Origin of the sequence: Janibacter sp. GS2, from assembly GCF_051200835.1 — a bacterium.
In the GTDB taxonomy this organism is placed as follows: domain Bacteria; phylum Actinomycetota; class Actinomycetes; order Actinomycetales; family Dermatophilaceae; genus Janibacter.
The window spans coordinates 2604158-2619739 of record NZ_CP195161.1 but is presented as its reverse complement, the minus strand read 5'-3'; the positions used below and the strand labels follow the sequence as shown (position 1 = coordinate 2619739).

The following is a 15582-nucleotide window of genomic DNA, read 5'->3' as shown; positions in this document are numbered from 1 at the left end:
TCTCACACCCATGGCACGGACCCGCCGAGTCGCCCGCCTTTCGTAGGCGCGGGTCGCCCGCGCCTACCACACTCGTTGGCCCGCGAGGAGTGTCCAGTTCATCTTTTGGTCACGAACAGGTCATAATGTCCGGATGCAGCTTGTGCGTAGATGGCCGTACTCCATTGCCGTGGGGGTGTCGATTCTCGTCGGTATCGCCGCGGTCATCGGGTCCCACGCCGTCGGGATCCCGCTGAAGGACCCCGAGGGCTTCCTCGGCCCTGCCTACATCCGCCTCCCGCTGCTCGCGCTGATGCTCTCGGGCGTCGGGGTCCTCATCGCGGCAGCGCGCCGACGAGGCCTCAAGCGACTGCCGCAGGGGATCTCCGAGGTGGTCAAGCACGAGTGGACCCTGCGCCGCACCCTGTACATCATGACCGGTCTGGCGACGTTCTACGTCAGCTATGTCGGGTACCGCAACCTCAAGAGCGTCCTGCCCGTCTATCGCGAGGGCACGCTGTACGACCGCGATCTGCTGCAGATCGACCGGTGGTTCTTCGGTGGCACCGACCCGGCGGTGGTCCTCCACGCGGTCCTGGGCACCGACCTGACGGCCGTGATCCTCTCCAGCGTCTACCTCGCCTATCTCCCGCTGGTCCCGATCAGCCTCGGGGTCTTCCTCGTGCTCAGCCGTGACATGGCGGTCGGGGCCTGGTACGCCACCACGCTCTGCCTCAACTGGGTCTTCGGAGTCGTCAGCTACTACGTGCTGCCCGCCGTGGGCCCGATCTACTCCCGCCCCGACCTGTACACGGACCTGACCGCGACCAAGGTGAGCAATCTGCAGCAGGGCCTGCTGGACAACCGGCTGGAGTTCCTCACGAGCCCGGCGACGAGCGAGGCCATCCACGGAGTGGCGGCCTTCGCCTCGCTGCACGTCTCGGTCACCTTCGCGGCCGCACTCTTCCTCAACCGCACGGGGCACCACATCATCGTGCGCACTGCCGGCTGGGTCTTCTTCGCCCTGACCTTCCTCGCGACGCTGTACTTCGGTTGGCACTACGTCGTCGACAACATCGCGGGCATGTTGATCGGCTGGGCTGCACTGACCGTCGGTGCCCGGGCAACCGGGTGCACGCCCGAGAGGCTGCGCAAGCTGCGGGAGGAACCCGTGTGGCAGTCCCCCGTCGAGGAGCCAGCGCGGGAGCCGGCCACGAGTGGTGCGGTTCGCGGCTGACGGTGACGGACCTGCTCCTGGTGGGTGCGGGGCACACACACCTGTACGTCGTCCGACGAGCCGCGCAGCTGGCGGCCGCCGGATACCGGGTCCACCTCCTCGCCCCGCGATTCTTCGACTACAGCGGTGTCGCATCGGCAACGGCCGCGGGTTCGCTGCCCGGTGACGCCGGCCGCATCGACGTGCGGGCGCTGGCCGGCAGCTCCGGTGTGCACTTCCACGAGGACACGCTGGCCTCCCTGGACCCGGATCAGCGGGTGGCGGTCACGTCGACAGGTGCCCGGATCCCCTACGATCTCCTCTCGCTGAACCTCGGCAGCGTGGTCGCCGCGGTCGGTCTTCGGGCCCATGAGAGGGTCCTGCGGGTCAAGCCGTTGAGCGGTCTCGCAGACCTGGACGCCCGGATCCGAGCCGCAGGGCGTCCGGGTGCCACGGTCACCATCGTGGGTGGCGGTGCGTCCGGCCTGGAGCTGGCGGCCCACCTGTCGACACGATCGGACGTCGCCCGGGTCCACGTGGTGGAGTCCGGCTCCGTGATCGGCGCAGATCTGCCCGCAGGCGCACGTCGGCGGATGGGCCGGCTCCTCGCAGCGCGGGGGGTCCTCGTGCACGCCGGGTGCGTGGTGCACGATCTCGCAGAGCGGCACGTGGTCTGCGACGACGGGCTCGCGCTGTCCCACGACGTCGCTCTCCTCGCGACCGGGCTCGTTGCACCCCCGCTGCTGGTCGAGCTCGGACTGGGCGATGAGCGCGGTGTGCCCGTACGGGGAACCCTCCAGCACGTGGACCGGGACGAGATCTATGCGGTGGGCGACTGCGCGCACTTCCTCCCGCGTCCGCTGCCCCGCATCGGGGTGCACGGCGTGCGACAAGGACCGGTGCTGCACCGCAGCCTGCTCGCGCGTGCCCGGGGAGGGGAGGTGCCGGTGTACGAGCCGCAGGACCGGGCGCTGTCGATCCTGGATCTCGGGGACGGCGTGGGCCTGGCCGTGCGGGGGCGGTGGTGGTGGTTCGGCACGGGTCCGCTGCGACTGAAGCGGTACATCGACCGGCAGTGGCTGAGGACCTACCGGTCCTCCACGAGAGCGAGAGCGGGCGACGCGTCATGACAACTTCCCACCACGCACGGATGAGGGGATCGGGCCCGGGAAGACTGAGCGGGTCCCAGCGGGTTTACCTCCTGTGACTGCCTCCCGCCCCAAGGACGACGCCCAGAAGTCCTCCTTCCACGAGCTGGTGGAACCCGAGATCGAGGTGCTGCTGCGCGTGGCACTGAGCATCACCTCGAATCCGGCCGATGCCGAGGACCTCGTGCAGGAAACCCTGCTCCGCGCCTACCGGGCGATCGATCGCTTCGACGGCCGGTACCCGCGGGCCTGGCTGTTGACCATTTTGCGCCACACCAACGCCAACATGCACCGTCGTCAGCGGCCGGGCACGATCGGTGACTGGGAGCTCATCCGGACTGCGCAGCCCGCCTTCGGCTCGGCCCAGCTGCCGAGCGCCGAGGACAGGTTCGTGGCCCAGGAGCTGCACTCAGATCTCGACGACGCCATCCGCGCGCTCGACTCCCGCTTCCGGGCCGCGCTCATCCTCGTCGACGTCTGCGACCTGAGTTATGCCGAGGCAGCCGCCGTCATGGGGGTCCCCGTGGGCACGGTCATGTCGCGACTCAGTCGCGCGCGTGACCGGGTCCGTCAGTCACTTCGATCCAGCCCACTCAACCGAGGAGATCTGCCATGATCGGGACGCTGCGTCAGATGCTGACCTGCCACTGGTCCGCGCGCCGCATCCAGCGCTACCTCGACGCTGACCCGGCGGCCCCGCTCACTCCCGGAGATGTCTCTCGACTCGAGGAACACCTCGCGACGTGTGAGAGGTGCAACCGGATCGCCGCCGAGCATCGTGCGCTGCACCGGGCGTTGTCGGTGTGGTCGGGCGGGACGGGCGTCGACCCCCGATCGCTCGAGCGGGTCCGTGGATTCTTGGCCACCATCACCGACGAGGACAGGGCATGAGCGCGGGCCGTGGCACGGCCACCGCTGCTCACGTCGCCGCCACCGACCAGCCGTGGGACCTGGTGGTCATCGGGGGCGGATCGGCCGGGATCGTGGGGGCGAAGACCGCCACCCGGCTGGGTGCCCGGGTCCTGCTGGTGGAACGCGAGCGCACCGGTGGCGACTGCCTGTGGACCGGGTGCGTGCCGTCGAAGGCGCTCGTGGCAGCTGCAGGCGAGGCCTCCGGCGCACGCCACGGGCACCGTCTCGGCATCGACGTCGCGGGGGTGTCCGTCGACTTCGCGAAGGTGATGGACCACGTGCGGGCGGCCATCCAGCACATCGCGCCGATCGACTCCGTCGAAGCGCTCGAGGAGGCGGGGGTCTCCGTGCGCACCGCGCAGGCTCGATTCACCGGCCCGGACTCGGTCGAGATCGACGGAGTGAGCGTGCGGTTCCGACAGGCACTCGTCGCCACCGGCGCATCGCCGGCGGTCCCACCCATCCCCGGGCTGGACGAGGCCGATTACCTGACCAGCGACACCGTCTGGGGGCTCACCGAGCTCCCGGACGACCTGGTGGTCCTCGGCGGAGGGACGATCGGTTGCGAGCTGGGACAGGCCTTCGCCCGCCTGGGCAGCAGGGTGTCCGTGGTCGAGGGTGCCTCCCGCATCCTGCCCCGTGAGGATCCCCTCGCGGCAGCGGAGGTCACTCGCTCCCTCGTGGAGGACGGCGTCGTGCTCCACACCGGTTCAGGTGTGGCCAGGGTCGAGGCCACCGCCGGGAGTTCGGGTGTGCTCCATCTCGAGAGCGGCCAGCAGGTGCCCTTCTCCCGCCTCCTGGTGGCCGTCGGGCGAGCGCCACGCACCCGTGACGTCGGGCTCGACGCCGCGGGTGTCGAGGTCGATGATCGTGGGTTCGTCGTCGTCGACGCCCTCCTGCGGACCACTCATCCACGCATCTGGGCTGCCGGCGACCTCACCGGCCACCCCCAGTTCACCCACACCGCGAGCGTGCACGCCAGCCTGGCGGCGTCGAACGCCATCCTGGGAGTGCGTCGCAAGGTCGACCTGACTGCGATTCCCCGGGTGACCTTCACCGACCCGGAGGTCGCGGCGGTCGGTCTCGAGACCGACCGGGTCCCGGCAGGGCTGCGCACCGTCGACTGGCCGTACTCACACGTCGATCGAGCGGTCGCGGAGGGTGCCCCCGAGGGGTTCGCCCGACTGGTCATCGACACGTCGGGCCACGTGCTCGGTGCCACGGTGGTGGGCCGACGCGCGGGGGAGACCCTGGGCGAGCTGACCCTGGCGATCACCCAGGGCCTGACGACCCGGGACCTGGCGGGGGTCACCCACGCCTACCCCACCTACAACGACGGAGCGTGGAATGCCGCGATCTCCGACGTGCAGGACCAGCTCGAGCGCCCCGCCACGCGGCGCGCCCTGGGCCTGCTGGCGCGGGCCCGCAGGTGGTGGATCGGCCGGCGGAGCGGGCTCACGAGAGATCGCGAAAGCCCGCCACGATCCGCTGGGCGGCGCTGAGACCGACGACGGCGGCCCACACCGTGGCTATCGTCCCGGCATGGGCGGGGAGGAGGAGCCAGACCGAGTGGACGGCAATGGTCTCGGTGCCCTCCGCGAGTCCCCCGAGGAAGCTCAGGGAACGACCGTCCTCCCGCTGCCGGCCGGTCCGTTCGGCGATGGAGGAGAACGCGAGGAACGCGGTTCCGTTGACGTAGTAGGCCAGGAGCACCAGCACGAAGGGCAGCCAGTCCGCGTCGTACTGACGGGTTGCCCCCACGGCCACCCCGACCACGGTGGCGCCGTAGACGAAGAAGTCGGCCGTGATGTCCAGGAAGCCACCCGACTCGGATCCGGGTGACGCGGCGCGGCCGTCGGCGCGGCGCCGACGCGCGAGGGGACCGTCGAGACCGTCCATGAGCCGGGAGAACAGCCACAGCGCCAGCGCCCACCACCACCACTGCCCGGCGGCTGCGGCGGCGCTGCCCAGCCCCGTCGCCAGGCCGATGAGGGTCAGCCGGTTCGGGCTCACGAGGGGTCGGTCGATGAAGCGGGCCACCCCCGAGAGGGGGTGGTCCAGGAGCCGGCGCGCGGGCGCGTCAAGCACGGGAACGCTCCGCTGCGGGCGTGCTCCGATGGCGCGCATCCAGTCGTCGTGCCCACCAGCTGCCGCCGACCACGAGCACGATCAGGGCGGACACGGCAGCGGCCAGGCCCCACGGGTTGGTCCCATAGGCCCCCAGCGCGGTGTACGCGAGGCAGCCGGGGATCATGCCGATGGCGCTGCCGAGGACGTAGTGGCGCAGTCGCACCCCCGAGAGGGCGGAGCCGTAGTTGATGGCGACGAAGGGCAGGATCGGGAGCAGCCGCACGGTGAGGACGGCGGACAGACCGTGGTCGGCCAGGAGCGCGTCGACGCGCTCGAGCCGGCCGCGGAGGAGACGGTCGACGGCCTCGCGGCCGAGCTGCCGCCCGATGACGAAGGAGATGACCGCACCCACCAGGGCGCCGGCCAGGGACAGCCCTGCCCCTGACCACAAGCCGAAGAGCGAGCCTCCGGTCACCGTGAGGACGGACATCGGGGCGGGGATGAGGGCCATGCCCACGTAGAAGGCGAAGAACAGAGCGGGACCCCACCAGCCCGCGGCATCGACGCGCGACCTCATCGCGGAAATATCGGGCGTGCCGAAGACGAGTGTGAGCACGACGGCGGTGAGCGCGAGCAGCGCCAACACGCCTGCCTTGATCTTGGCTGTTCGCCGCATGTGTGATCCTGACTGCGCAGATGGATGGGACTTGCTGCGTCGGGAAGTCCCTCAGTACCTCGAAGTGTTCCCGATGTGACATGTTCGCCGCCCCGGAGGTCCGATGTATTCGCGCCGTGCCCGACTTCTCCTGCCCGTCACGTTGCTCGGCCTGGTCATCTCCGCCTGCGCCGCACCCGACCAACCAGCCGACTCCGCCACGGAGAAGCGTCCGTGGTCGCAGATCGCCAGCGAGGCGGAGGGACAGACGGTCGACCTGTGGATGTTCGGCGGTGACAAGCAGGGCAATGCCTACGTCGACGATGTCCTCGCACCCGCTGCGGACGAGGTGGGCGTGACCCTGCGCCGGGTCCCGGTCGCGGACACGACAGATGCCATGACCCGCATCCTGGCCGAGCGGCAGGCCGGGAAGGAGGACGGTGTGGTGGACCTGGTGTGGGTCAACGGCGACAACTTCGCGACCGGGAAGCAGGCGGACGCCTGGCGCTGTGGCTGGTCCTCGCAGCTGCCGAACATGGAGTTCGTCGCTCCGGACGACGCGCTGGTCACCGAGGACTTCGGGACGAAGGTCGACGGTTGCGAGGCGCCCTGGCACAAGGCGCAGTTCACCTTGGTCTACGACTCGGCACGCGTCGACGAGCCGCCGACCTCCGTGGCAGGCCTGTTGGAGTGGGCCAAGGACCACCCCGGACGCTTCACCTACCCGGCCCCGCCGGACTTCACGGGCTCGGTCTTCGTCCGGGAGGCGCTCTACAGCACCGCGGGGGGCCCCGAGGAGATCCCGGCGCAGTTCGACCAGGACGCCTACGACACATTCACTCCCGGGCTCTGGGACGCACTGGAGGACGTGGCGCCCTCGCTGTGGCGCCAAGGGCGGACCTACCCCCGGGACCAGGTGGCCCTGGACCGGCTCTTCGCGGAGGGAACGGTCGACATGACGATGACGTACGGGCCGGCCACCCTCACCGAGCTCGTCGACGACGGCACCTTCCCTGCGACCACACGCGTCCTGCCCCTGGACGAGGGGACCATCGGAAACGCCAGCTTCCTCGCGATCCCGTCCTCGTCCGGTGACCCGGAAGCCGCGATGGTGGTGGCCAACCTGGCGCTGTCCCCGGCCCAGCAGGCGGCCAAGGCCGACCCGGGAACCTGGGGGCAGTTCACCGTGCTCGACACCGATCTGCTCACCGGGGCCGATCGAGCACGGTTCGACGACCTGCCGACCTCGAAGGTCGTGCCGCCGTACGACGTCCTCTCGAAGAGCGCGAACCCCGAGCTCGGGTCGTCCTGGGTGGGTCCCCTCGACGAGGGCTGGCGCAAGACCGTGCTCGGATCAGGGTCGTGAGGTCACGGTGATGCGCCGGTCGAGAGGTGGCGTCGGCCCGGCTGCGCCGGGAGACGGCGCTCGACTCGTGGCGCCCGCCATGGTGCTGATCCTCGCAGTGACGGGCACTGCGCTCGGCGCCGTCCTCGCGACCAGCCTGGGGTTGATGCCACTCGTCGGGGAGCCTCGGTTGAGCATGGAGGGCTTCACGGCACCGGCATCGCAACTGCGGGCGGCGACCGCAGAGTCGTTGCTCACCGCCGCCACGGCGACCCTGCTGGCCGCGGTGATCGGCCTGACCATCGCCACTGCCGTGGTGCACGCGACACGCGGCGTCCGCGTCATCATGGGCCTGGCGGCGGCCGTGATGACGGTGTCGCACCTGGTGGGCTCCGCCGCGACCGGGCTGCTGCTCTCCGGCGCCGGCCTCGCCCAGCGCTGGTCGGGCGTCCCAGCGGGCTCGTGGCCGGAGCTGGTGGGTGGCCGCTGGCCCTGGGCGACCGTGCTGGAGCTGGCCTGGAAGGAATCCGCCTTCGTGGCCCTGGTCGTCGTCGCTGCCGTCGCACGGCAGTACACGGACCTTCGTGAGGTCTCGGCGGTACTCGGGGCTCCTCCGCGAGAGCACTGGCGCCGCGTCTTCCTGCCACTCACGGCGCCCCCCCTCGCCTTGTCCTCGATCGTCGTCTTCGTCTACTCGCTGGGCACCTACGAGGTCGCCCGGCTGCTCGGGCGTGCCTACCCGGACCCCCTCCCGGTCATGGCCTATCGACTCTTCACCGACATCGACGTGACGGCGCGCCCCGAGGCCGCTGCCGCCGCGGTGGTCGCGACCGGGCTGGCCCTGCTCGCGGCGCTGATCTCCCTTCCGCTCGCGCGCAGGCTCGGAGCTCACCGATGAGCCGGGCCTCCCGAAGCGTGCTCTGGGCCCTCCTGGTGCTCTGGTTGATCATTCCGCTGACACCGCTCGTGCTGTGGGCCTTCGCCTCCCGATGGGCGGGCGCGACACCGCTGCCGCAGGAGGTGGGACTGCGTGGGTGGCAGGAGGCGCTGGACGCGGGGGTGGTCGCCGCGTTGGTGCGATCGGGCGTCCTGGGAGCGGTGGTCGCACTCATCGCGACCCCCTTGGGCGTGATGGCCGGAAGGGCGTTGGGATGGCGCCTGCTCCGCCGGCCCGCGGTCCCCTCGCTCGTGCTGCTCGCGCCCCTCGTGCTGGCTCCCTTCGCGGTCGCGATGGGTCTCGATGTCGTCATCCTGCGACTCGGCATCCCGGAAGAGGTCGCAGTGGTCCTGGTCCTGAGCGTGTTCGCTCTGCCGTACACCACCATCACCATGCGGGCCACCTATCTCGGGCTGGACCCGGAGCTGGAGGCCCAGGCCAGGGTCCTCGGTGCCAGCGAGGGCCAGGCCCGGCGGCGTGTCACGCTCCCGGCGGCCACGGCCGGCCTGGTCACGGCCACCGGTCTCGCCTTCCTCGTCGGATGGAGTGACTACGCCGTCACCCTGCTCATCGGAGGCGGTCAGATCATCACCGCGCCCATGCTCATCGGCTCCTCCGCCGCCGGGTCAGGCAACGACGCACTCACCGCGACCCTGGCCATCTCCTCCAGCCTGCCCCCGTTGGTGGCCCTGGCCGTCTTCACCCATGTGGTCTCGCGCCGCAGGAGGGCACACCCGTGACCGCGACCCTGACCTTGTCCTCGATCACCCATCGCCACCCCGGTGCCGAGCACCCCACCCTCGTCGATGTCGACCTGGAGGCCCGGACCGGCGAGATGGTCGCCGTGCTCGGACCGTCCGGGTCCGGCAAGACCACGCTGCTTCGGGTCGCGGCCGGTCTGGAGGAGCCGGAAGCGGGCGATGTGCTCCTCGACGGTGCCAGTGTCCTGCAGGTCCCGACGGAGCGGCGCGACCTGACCGTGATGTTCCAGAAGCCACACCTCTTCCCGCACCTGAGCGTGCTGGACAACGTCGCCTTCAGCGACCGGCTCCGCGGCAGGGGCCGCTCGCACAGTCGTGCCGCCGCACGTCGGTATCTCGAGCTGGTCCATCTGGGTGATCTCGCCCGGCGCCGCCCGCAGCAGCTCTCCGGAGGTCAGGAGCAACGGGTGGCCCTGGCTCGGGCGCTGGCCGCCAACCGCGGGGTGATGCTGCTCGATGAGCCCTTCAGCGCCCTCGACACCAGCCTGAGGACATCGATGCACCAGCTGCTGGGGGAGGTGCGAGCGGTTCTCGACCCCACGGTCGTGATGGTCACTCACGATCTCGACGAGGCCGGTCTGGCCGACCGGGTGGCCGTGCTCGTGCGGGGGCGCGTCGAGCAGTTCGCCCCCATCGACCGGCTCTACACGGCGCCCGCCTCGCTGGCGGTCGCCCGACTCGTGGGTGGCTTCAACGAGCTCCCCGGCACGGTCGCCTCGGGGACCCACCGCTCGAGCCTGGGGTCCTTCCCCCTTCCTGCCGACGCCGGCGCACGGGGCCCCTCGATGCTCTTGGTGCGCAAGGAGCGCCTGCGCCTCGTGCCCGTCGACGCGCACCCGACGGCGACCGGTCGGGTGGTCCGGACACGACAGTCCGGTCCGCACCGCGACGTGACCGTGGAGCTGGAGCACGCGGCACAGGGGGCTGCGCTCCGGGTGGACGTCCAGGTGCCGCTGGGGACCAGCCTGCGTCCGGGGGACCGGACCGGCGTGCAGATGCCCTCGGCCGATGGGGTGTGGGCCGTCGACGACCCCGGGGCGAGCGCATCGCCGGACGTGGTCGGCGCCGCTGTGAGGCCCCCGCGCCAAGCGGCGCACGGTGGTGGGCTGACCGGGGGCTGAGCTCGCAACCGGCGGTCAGACGTCATGGATTCGACGTCGGCCGTTTGCCGCGGCCCGGACGGGGCATGTGTGTGTTGGCCGACAACGTACGTGGACGGAGTGGGAGCACCGCATGATCATGGATGAGCTCCGGCGGGACAGGAGTGTGGTCCGCCTCGCCCCGGACGTGCGCGCCGACGCGGACGACGCCGATCTGGTCGACCGGATCAGCGGTGCGGTGCCGATGACCCGAAGGACTCATGAGGTGTTGTCCTGGGCCGAAGAGGTCGGGCGACAGGTGCCCTTGCCGGGCGCTGGGGCGACGGCCACCCGCTGGGAGGTGCTGGCCTCGGTTGCCGCGCGCGACCTCGTGGCGGCGCGGTCGCTGGAGCCGCACCTCGATGCCCTGGCCATCCTGGCGGAAGCCGGCTCGTTGTCCGAGGCATCGCTCGGCGACGGTACGTGGGGGGTCTGGGCTGCGGAGGGCCCCGGCGTCCGGTTGCGGGCGTCACGACGTGCCGGCCACTGGGTGCTGGATGGGGTCAAACCATGGTGCTCGTTGGCCGGTGAGGTGAGCGGGGGACTCGTCACCGCCTGGGTGGATGACGAACACAGGGGCATGTTCGCCGTGGATGCACGGCACCCCGGCTTCAGCGCCGATGACGCCGAGTGGGGCCCTGCCGGGCTGGCCGAGGTCGCCACGGCGACGGTGACGATGCGCGACGTCCCTGCTCGCCCCGTGGGTGATCCCGGGTGGTACCTCACTCGCCCGGGTTTCGCCTGGGGTGGCATCGGGGTGGCGGCCGTCTGGTTCGGAGGCGCGGTCGCCGTCGCACGCCGACTGGGCCGGGAGGCCCTGCGCCGGGAGCCGGACGACATCGCACTCCTGCATCTCGGCGAAGTCGATGCACACCTCGCCGCTGCCCGGACCATGCTCGCTCATGCTGCACAGGAGGTGGATGGTGGTCGGACGACGGGCGGCACCAGCGCACTTCTGGCTGCTCGGGTCCGCCACGTGGTCGCTGGCGCGGCCGAGGAGGTCTTGGTGCGCACCGCGCACGGCCTGGGGCCGGGGCCCCTGAGCTGTGAGCCGGACCACGCGCAGCGGGTTGCGGACCTCTCGCTCTATCTGCGCCAGCACCACGCCGAACGTGACGCGGTTGCTCTCGGCCGGATGCTGTTGCGGGCACCCTCCCCGTGAGCGCGCGATGACCTTCAGCCACAGCGAACCGGGCACGAGGGCCCGGAGCTGGCGCACTCACGCACGGTGGCCGGACCCCCAGGACGCTGACCGGGTCCTCACCGGTTTCTCCCGAGTGGTCGTGCTCGCGGCACACCCGGACGACGAGATCCTGGGCGCGGGCGCCCTCGTGGCCACCGCCTCCCGACGTGGTATGCCCCTCGAGCTGCTGGTGCTCACCGACGGCGAGGGGTCCCATCCGAACTCACCGACCTGCACGCCGGAGGAGCTCGCGTCGCGACGTCGTCACGAGGCGCGTGCTGCGGCAGCCCTGCTGGGGTCGCTGCACGGCCCCACCCTGCTCGGCCTGCCCGATGGCGCGCTCGGTGACGGCCATGAGGAGGACATCACGCGGATGCTCGTCCGCCTGCTCGGAGACGCCCGCGATGCGCTGCTCGTGGCGCCGTGGCGACGCGATGGACACCCTGACCACGAGGCTGCCGGCCGAGCAGCGGCTGCCGCCGCGGTGCGCACCGGCGCACGACTGTGGGAGTACCCGGTGTGGTTCTGGCACTGGGGCGACCCCGAGAACGCGCCGTGGGAGCGCTTCGTGGCGCTCGGGTACGACGCTGACATGGCCACCCGGAAGGCCGCAGCACTGACCCTTCACCGCAGCCAGGTGGCGCCGCTGTCCGGGGCTCCCGGGGACGAGGTCCTGCTCGGACCGGGGTTCCTCGAACACTTCTCCGGTCGGCAGGAGGTGTTCCTCGAAGACACCCCCCTCGATCCGAGCCTGGATGACCTCCATGGGAGGGAGGTCGACCCGTGGGGGACCACGCACCGGTGGTACGAACGCCGCAAGCGCGACCTGGTGCTGGCGACGCTCCCACGTCGACGTTTCGCCCGTGGGCTGGAGGTCGGTTGCTCGCGAGGCGAGCTCGCTGCTGACCTCGCGGACCGATGCGCGTCGCTCGTCGCGGTGGACCGCAGTCCCACCGCCATCGCGCGTGCCCGCACGGTGGTGCCTGACCAGGTCGATACCGCGGTGCTCGACGCGCCGACACAGTGGCCCGACGGCGTCTTCGACCTGGTGGTCCTGTCCGAAGTCGGGTACTTCATGAGCCCGGTCGCGTTGGAGCACCTGCTGAGCAGGGTCGCCGGGTGTCTGGCCGAGCGGGGGGTCGTCGTGCTCTGTCACTGGCTGCACCCCATCGACGGGTGGGTGCTGGACGGGCAGACCGTGCACGAGCGGGCGTTGCGCGCGGTGGGCCTGCCGCCGCTCATGGCTCGGTATCGCGACGACGATGTGGAGATCCTCGTGCTCGCCGAGCGTGCGGACCGGCCGGACCCCCATGGGTGAGCGTCCGGCTCGTCCTCCCGGACGCGAGGTGTCAGCGGTGGCGGTGGTCATTCCCGTCCACGACGAAGAGGTGTTGCTGCCCCGCTGCCTCAGGGCGCTGGAGACGGCTGTCTCGAGGTTGCGACGGGCGCGTCCACGCCTGCGGGTCGAGGTGGTGCTGGTCCTGGACGCGTGTACCGACGGGTCTGCTGCAGTCGCCGCTCGACACGGGGTTCATGTGATGACGACCGACAGCCGTTGCGTGGGAATGGCCCGCGCGGCGGGGACCGACGCCGCGGGGGCTCTTCTCGGCGTCGGTACGGACCGGAGTCCCTCTGAGGCGTGGTTGGCCTCCACCGACGCGGACTCGATGGTCCCCCCGCACTGGCTGACTGATCAGATCTCGTCCGCGGCCGGTGGTGCCGACCTGGTGCTGGGCCGGGTGCGCCCCGACCCCGAGGATCTCGAGGTCGGCCTTCGTCGTGCCTGGCTGCGTGAGCACTGCGACACCGATCCGACACGCCACGTCCACGGCGCGAACCTGGGCGTGCGGTGGGACGCCCTCGAGGCCGTAGGTGGCTTCAAGCCCGTGGTCGAGCACGAAGACGTGCTGTTGGTCCAGGCAGTGCTGTCCCACGGAGCACACGTGGTCCCCGGTCGTGAGGTGCTGACCTCCGGTCGACGAAGGGGGCGGGTCCCCGGCGGCTTCTCCGGCTACCTGCGCGAGTTGGCTCGCAACTCGGCCCTGCCGCCTCTCGTGGAGTCGGACTGAGGGCGATGATCCTCTGCGCCGACACCGTGCGTGGGTCGGTTCGGCCGTCGCGCCGGGGTGTAGATCGAGATCGCTGTGGGGCGACTGGGGCTTGAACCCAGGACCGACGGATTATGAGTCCGGTGCTCTGACCGACTGAGCTACCGCCCCGCGCCCGAGGGCACCGGCGAGACACTACCGTGTGGGTCGCCGCCCTCGATCAACGCCTGAGGGTGCTCGAGGCCCGCCCCCAGGTGGTGGAGGTGTCGGCTGTCGCGATCTGCCAGTAGCGCGTCGTGGAGGCATAGGCCTTCAGCGAGACCTGGCCCCTGCTGTTGGTCTTGCCGGACTTGACCCACTTCCACGAGCACGAGGCGCAGTTCTTCTGCCGAAGGCTGACCTTGGCGCCCGACCATGCGCGAAACCGCTCCGCGCTGGGGGAGTAGCGCGTGGAGGTCGCCTTGACGGTGACGTAGCGGCCCGACCGTGAGCTGCTGGCGGCGGTCCTCGACCCCACACGGACGGTCATCGTGCGCGTGTTCTGCGTGATCCGTCGGAAATTGTCGTCATAGGCGCCCGCTGGCCGCACGGTGTAGGTGCCCAGTGGAGACCAGTCGTACCAGTCGAGCCGCTCGGTGCGCTGGCCGTCGTAGGTGAACCAGTCCTCCACGCCGTGCCTGGGGTGGACGACATCCCAGTCCGCCCAGTCGGCGTACCGTCGGCACCCCTCGCTGTACGTCCCCGTGATCGTCCGGTACGGCTGGGTGATCGAGACCTTGCTCGGGACCGATATGCCGCAGGAACCGGCGGCCTGTGCGGGTGCGGCCGCAACGGAGAGGGGGAGGAGTGAGAAGGCGGCTGCAGCCGCGACGCGCTTGCGCATCCGTGACCTCGGAAGGTGCGAAGGGAGGGCCGGGAGGAGATGCCCCGGCCGGTCGGAAGCATCGAGGCATCTGCCGACCGTGGGAAAGACACTGGAGCGACGGGTAGGGCAGAAGGGGCGGGGGTGAGGGCTGGTGCTCCTGTGATCCATGGGGCAGAATGGCCGCACAACCGCATACCGTTCGAGCAGCACACCGCGATACACGCGTGCAGCAGCCGTTCGATCCCACAGAGGGTGCCTGGCGTTGGGGAAGACGTCCATCGCACTCAAGGAGGATCAGGATGTCTGCAGGAAAGCGCATCAGTACCCGCGGTGTGGTGTTCATTCACAGCACCCCGACGGCGCTCTGCCCCCACATCACGTGGGCGCTGGAGTCCGTTCTGGACCAGTCCGTGTCCCTCGACTGGACCGAGCAGTCGCTCGGCCGGTCGCTCAAGCGTGCCGAGTTCTCCTGGACGGGGGACCCGGGCACCGGGGCCAAGCTTGCCTCCGCGCTGCGCGGATGGGAGGGCGTGCGGTACGAGGTGACCGAGGAGCCCACCCCCGGTCTCGACGGTTCCCGCTGGAGCCACACCCCGACCCTGGGCATCCACCACGCGACGATCTCCGCCTCGGGCGACGTCGTCGTCCACGAGAACCGCCTGCGTGAGGTCATGACCCTGGCCCAGGGCGCCGGCGAGGCAGTCGAGGACATGCTCGACGAGCTGCTCGGACAGCCGTGGGATGCCGAGCTCGAGCCCTTCCGCCACGCCGGCGACGGCGCGCCGGTTCGCTGGCTGCACAAGGTGGGGTAGGGCGTCACGACGACGGGGCCCTGCGCGCCCTCCTTGGCGCAGGGCCCCGTCGTCGTGCCCGAGAGGGCCGCCGACTCAGTGGGGCAGGACGATGTGCTCCCACGGCTTGGAGAGCGTGAAACGCCTCCCGCTGACCTCCACGGGCGCGATCTCGACGACGACCTCCTTGTCGTCACCCACCCACGGCCGGAGGGGAAGGGCCTCGGACCGGTACGCCTCCTCGCCCTCGAGGACGCGGGCACTGCCACGCACGACCACGGACCAGGCTTCGTCGTCGGTGAGCTCATCGATCTCGAGCGCCACCGGGCCGTGCATGACCACCCCGAGCAACTTGTTGCCCTGCGCAGTGCGGAAGAGCACGGTCTGGCCGTCCACCGCATAGTTGAGCGGGGTGATGTGGACGTCGCCCAGCAGGTGGAAGGCCAGCCGACCGAACTCGTGCTCACGCAGTGCCTGCCAGCACTCGTCATGGGACATCGTGCGGGCCGGGTACTCGCTCATGTGGACCTCCA

At 70.7% G+C, this 15582-nt stretch carries 17 protein-coding genes and 1 tRNA gene; 13 read left to right on the top strand and 5 right to left on the bottom strand.

What is annotated here, in order from left to right; all coding sequences use genetic code 11:
* Window positions 1-133 precede the first annotated feature (133 nt).
* The 5 genes from ACR9E9_RS12580 to ACR9E9_RS12560 all read left to right on the top strand — a co-directional run bounded on the left by ACR9E9_RS12580 (window position 134) and on the right by ACR9E9_RS12560 (window position 4757).
* Entirely contained in the window at window positions 134-1216 is a 1083-nt protein-coding gene (locus ACR9E9_RS12580; RefSeq protein WP_435198944.1) for a phosphatase PAP2 family protein, read from the top strand.
* The gene (locus ACR9E9_RS12575) at window positions 1153-2325 is read left to right on the top strand and encodes an NAD(P)/FAD-dependent oxidoreductase (RefSeq protein WP_435198940.1); all 1173 of its coding nucleotides are present in this window, start codon (window positions 1153-1155) and stop codon (window positions 2323-2325) included. The genes ACR9E9_RS12580 and ACR9E9_RS12575 overlap by 64 nt, the downstream gene beginning before the upstream one ends.
* Before the next feature lie 73 nt (window positions 2326-2398).
* The gene (locus tag ACR9E9_RS12570) at window positions 2399-2959 is read left to right on the top strand and encodes an RNA polymerase sigma factor (RefSeq protein ID WP_435198938.1); all 561 of its coding nucleotides are present in this window, start codon (window positions 2399-2401) and stop codon (window positions 2957-2959) included.
* Window positions 2956-3234 (top strand): zf-HC2 domain-containing protein, encoded by a 279-nt coding sequence (locus ACR9E9_RS12565; RefSeq protein ID WP_435198936.1) that lies wholly within the window; start codon window positions 2956-2958, stop codon window positions 3232-3234. The genes ACR9E9_RS12570 and ACR9E9_RS12565 overlap by 4 nt, the downstream gene beginning before the upstream one ends.
* Window positions 3231-4757: a dihydrolipoyl dehydrogenase family protein gene (locus ACR9E9_RS12560; protein WP_435198934.1), complete on the top strand. Its 1527-nt coding sequence runs from the start codon at window positions 3231-3233 to the stop codon at window positions 4755-4757. The genes ACR9E9_RS12565 and ACR9E9_RS12560 overlap by 4 nt, the downstream gene beginning before the upstream one ends.
* On the opposite strand, the gene ACR9E9_RS12555 is transcribed toward ACR9E9_RS12560, so the two are convergent.
* Window positions 4711-5343 (bottom strand): CDP-alcohol phosphatidyltransferase family protein, encoded by a 633-nt coding sequence (locus tag ACR9E9_RS12555; protein ID WP_435198932.1) that lies wholly within the window; start codon window positions 5341-5343, stop codon window positions 4711-4713. The genes ACR9E9_RS12560 and ACR9E9_RS12555 overlap by 47 nt on opposite strands.
* Window positions 5336-6001, bottom strand: a complete 666-nt coding sequence (locus ACR9E9_RS12550) for a TVP38/TMEM64 family protein (RefSeq protein ID WP_435198930.1) — start codon at window positions 5999-6001, stop codon at window positions 5336-5338. Before ACR9E9_RS12550 ends, ACR9E9_RS12555 begins: the two co-directional genes overlap by 8 nt.
* Window positions 6002-6104: 103 nt before the next feature.
* On the opposite strand from ACR9E9_RS12550, the gene ACR9E9_RS12545 reads away from it, so the two are divergent.
* The 7 genes from ACR9E9_RS12545 (at window position 6105) to ACR9E9_RS12515 (ending at window position 13414) form a co-directional block, all read left to right on the top strand.
* The gene (locus ACR9E9_RS12545; protein ID WP_435198928.1) at window positions 6105-7346 is read left to right on the top strand and encodes an ABC transporter substrate-binding protein; all 1242 of its coding nucleotides are present in this window, start codon (window positions 6105-6107) and stop codon (window positions 7344-7346) included.
* A gap of 10 nt (window positions 7347-7356) precedes the next feature.
* On the top strand, window positions 7357-8223 hold the full coding sequence (locus ACR9E9_RS12540) for an ABC transporter permease subunit (protein WP_435198926.1): 867 nt from the start codon (window positions 7357-7359) through the stop codon (window positions 8221-8223).
* Entirely contained in the window at window positions 8220-9002 is a 783-nt protein-coding gene (locus ACR9E9_RS12535; RefSeq protein ID WP_435198924.1) for an ABC transporter permease, read from the top strand. The genes ACR9E9_RS12540 and ACR9E9_RS12535 overlap by 4 nt, the downstream gene beginning before the upstream one ends.
* On the top strand, window positions 8999-10144 hold the full coding sequence (locus ACR9E9_RS12530) for an ABC transporter ATP-binding protein (protein ID WP_435198922.1): 1146 nt from the start codon (window positions 8999-9001) through the stop codon (window positions 10142-10144). The genes ACR9E9_RS12535 and ACR9E9_RS12530 overlap by 4 nt, the downstream gene beginning before the upstream one ends.
* 118 nt (window positions 10145-10262) lie before the next feature.
* The gene (locus ACR9E9_RS12525; protein ID WP_435198920.1) at window positions 10263-11324 is read left to right on the top strand and encodes an acyl-CoA dehydrogenase; all 1062 of its coding nucleotides are present in this window, start codon (window positions 10263-10265) and stop codon (window positions 11322-11324) included.
* Window positions 11325-11331: 7 nt separating this feature from the next.
* The gene (locus ACR9E9_RS12520; RefSeq protein ID WP_435198918.1) at window positions 11332-12663 is read left to right on the top strand and encodes a PIG-L family deacetylase; all 1332 of its coding nucleotides are present in this window, start codon (window positions 11332-11334) and stop codon (window positions 12661-12663) included.
* Window positions 12608-13414 carry a glycosyltransferase gene (locus tag ACR9E9_RS12515; RefSeq protein ID WP_435198916.1) on the top strand — a complete coding sequence of 269 codons (807 nt, stop codon included), beginning with the start codon at window positions 12608-12610 and terminating at the stop codon, window positions 13412-13414. The genes ACR9E9_RS12520 and ACR9E9_RS12515 overlap by 56 nt, the downstream gene beginning before the upstream one ends.
* A 76-nt stretch (window positions 13415-13490) precedes the next feature.
* Here the strand turns inward: ACR9E9_RS12515 and ACR9E9_RS12510 are convergent.
* Both ACR9E9_RS12510 and ACR9E9_RS12505 read right to left on the bottom strand, forming a co-directional pair.
* Window positions 13491-13564, bottom strand: a tRNA-Ile gene (locus tag ACR9E9_RS12510).
* Between the two features lie 49 nt (window positions 13565-13613).
* Complete coding sequence (locus ACR9E9_RS12505) at window positions 13614-14276, bottom strand: hypothetical protein (RefSeq protein ID WP_435198914.1); 663 nt, start codon at window positions 14274-14276, stop codon at window positions 13614-13616.
* A 281-nt stretch (window positions 14277-14557) separates the two neighbouring features.
* Between ACR9E9_RS12505 and ACR9E9_RS12500 the strand changes: the two genes are divergently transcribed.
* Entirely contained in the window at window positions 14558-15070 is a 513-nt protein-coding gene (locus tag ACR9E9_RS12500; protein WP_435198912.1) for a DUF3145 domain-containing protein, read from the top strand.
* Window positions 15071-15145: 75 nt separating this feature from the next.
* On the opposite strand, the gene ACR9E9_RS12495 is transcribed toward ACR9E9_RS12500, so the two are convergent.
* Window positions 15146-15571: a pyridoxamine 5'-phosphate oxidase family protein gene (locus tag ACR9E9_RS12495; RefSeq protein WP_435198910.1), complete on the bottom strand. Its 426-nt coding sequence runs from the start codon at window positions 15569-15571 to the stop codon at window positions 15146-15148.
* Window positions 15572-15582: the final 11 nt, after the last annotated feature.

What these genes read in the sequence shown, in the direction of transcription:
- ACR9E9_RS12495 (WP_435198910.1), bottom strand. Translation starts at nt 15,571, where the DNA reads ATGAGCGAGTACCCGGCCCGCACGATGTCCCATGACGAGTGCTGGCAG.
- ACR9E9_RS12550 (WP_435198930.1), bottom strand. Translation starts at nt 6,001, where the DNA reads ATGCGGCGAACAGCCAAGATCAAGGCAGGCGTGTTGGCGCTGCTCGCG.
- ACR9E9_RS12545 (WP_435198928.1), top strand. Translation starts at nt 6,105, where the DNA reads ATGTATTCGCGCCGTGCCCGACTTCTCCTGCCCGTCACGTTGCTCGGC.
- ACR9E9_RS12540 (WP_435198926.1), top strand. Translation starts at nt 7,357, where the DNA reads ATGCGCCGGTCGAGAGGTGGCGTCGGCCCGGCTGCGCCGGGAGACGGC.
- ACR9E9_RS12520 (WP_435198918.1), top strand. Translation starts at nt 11,332, where the DNA reads ATGACCTTCAGCCACAGCGAACCGGGCACGAGGGCCCGGAGCTGGCGC.
- ACR9E9_RS12565 (WP_435198936.1), top strand. Translation starts at nt 2,956, where the DNA reads ATGATCGGGACGCTGCGTCAGATGCTGACCTGCCACTGGTCCGCGCGC.
- ACR9E9_RS12505 (WP_435198914.1), bottom strand. Translation starts at nt 14,276, where the DNA reads ATGCGCAAGCGCGTCGCGGCTGCAGCCGCCTTCTCACTCCTCCCCCTC.
- ACR9E9_RS12580 (WP_435198944.1), top strand. Translation starts at nt 134, where the DNA reads ATGCAGCTTGTGCGTAGATGGCCGTACTCCATTGCCGTGGGGGTGTCG.
- ACR9E9_RS12500 (WP_435198912.1), top strand. Translation starts at nt 14,558, where the DNA reads ATGTCTGCAGGAAAGCGCATCAGTACCCGCGGTGTGGTGTTCATTCAC.
- ACR9E9_RS12525 (WP_435198920.1), top strand. Translation starts at nt 10,263, where the DNA reads ATGGATGAGCTCCGGCGGGACAGGAGTGTGGTCCGCCTCGCCCCGGAC.
- ACR9E9_RS12535 (WP_435198924.1), top strand. Translation starts at nt 8,220, where the DNA reads ATGAGCCGGGCCTCCCGAAGCGTGCTCTGGGCCCTCCTGGTGCTCTGG.
- ACR9E9_RS12515 (WP_435198916.1), top strand. Translation starts at nt 12,608, where the DNA reads ATGTGGAGATCCTCGTGCTCGCCGAGCGTGCGGACCGGCCGGACCCCC.
- ACR9E9_RS12560 (WP_435198934.1), top strand. Translation starts at nt 3,231, where the DNA reads ATGAGCGCGGGCCGTGGCACGGCCACCGCTGCTCACGTCGCCGCCACC.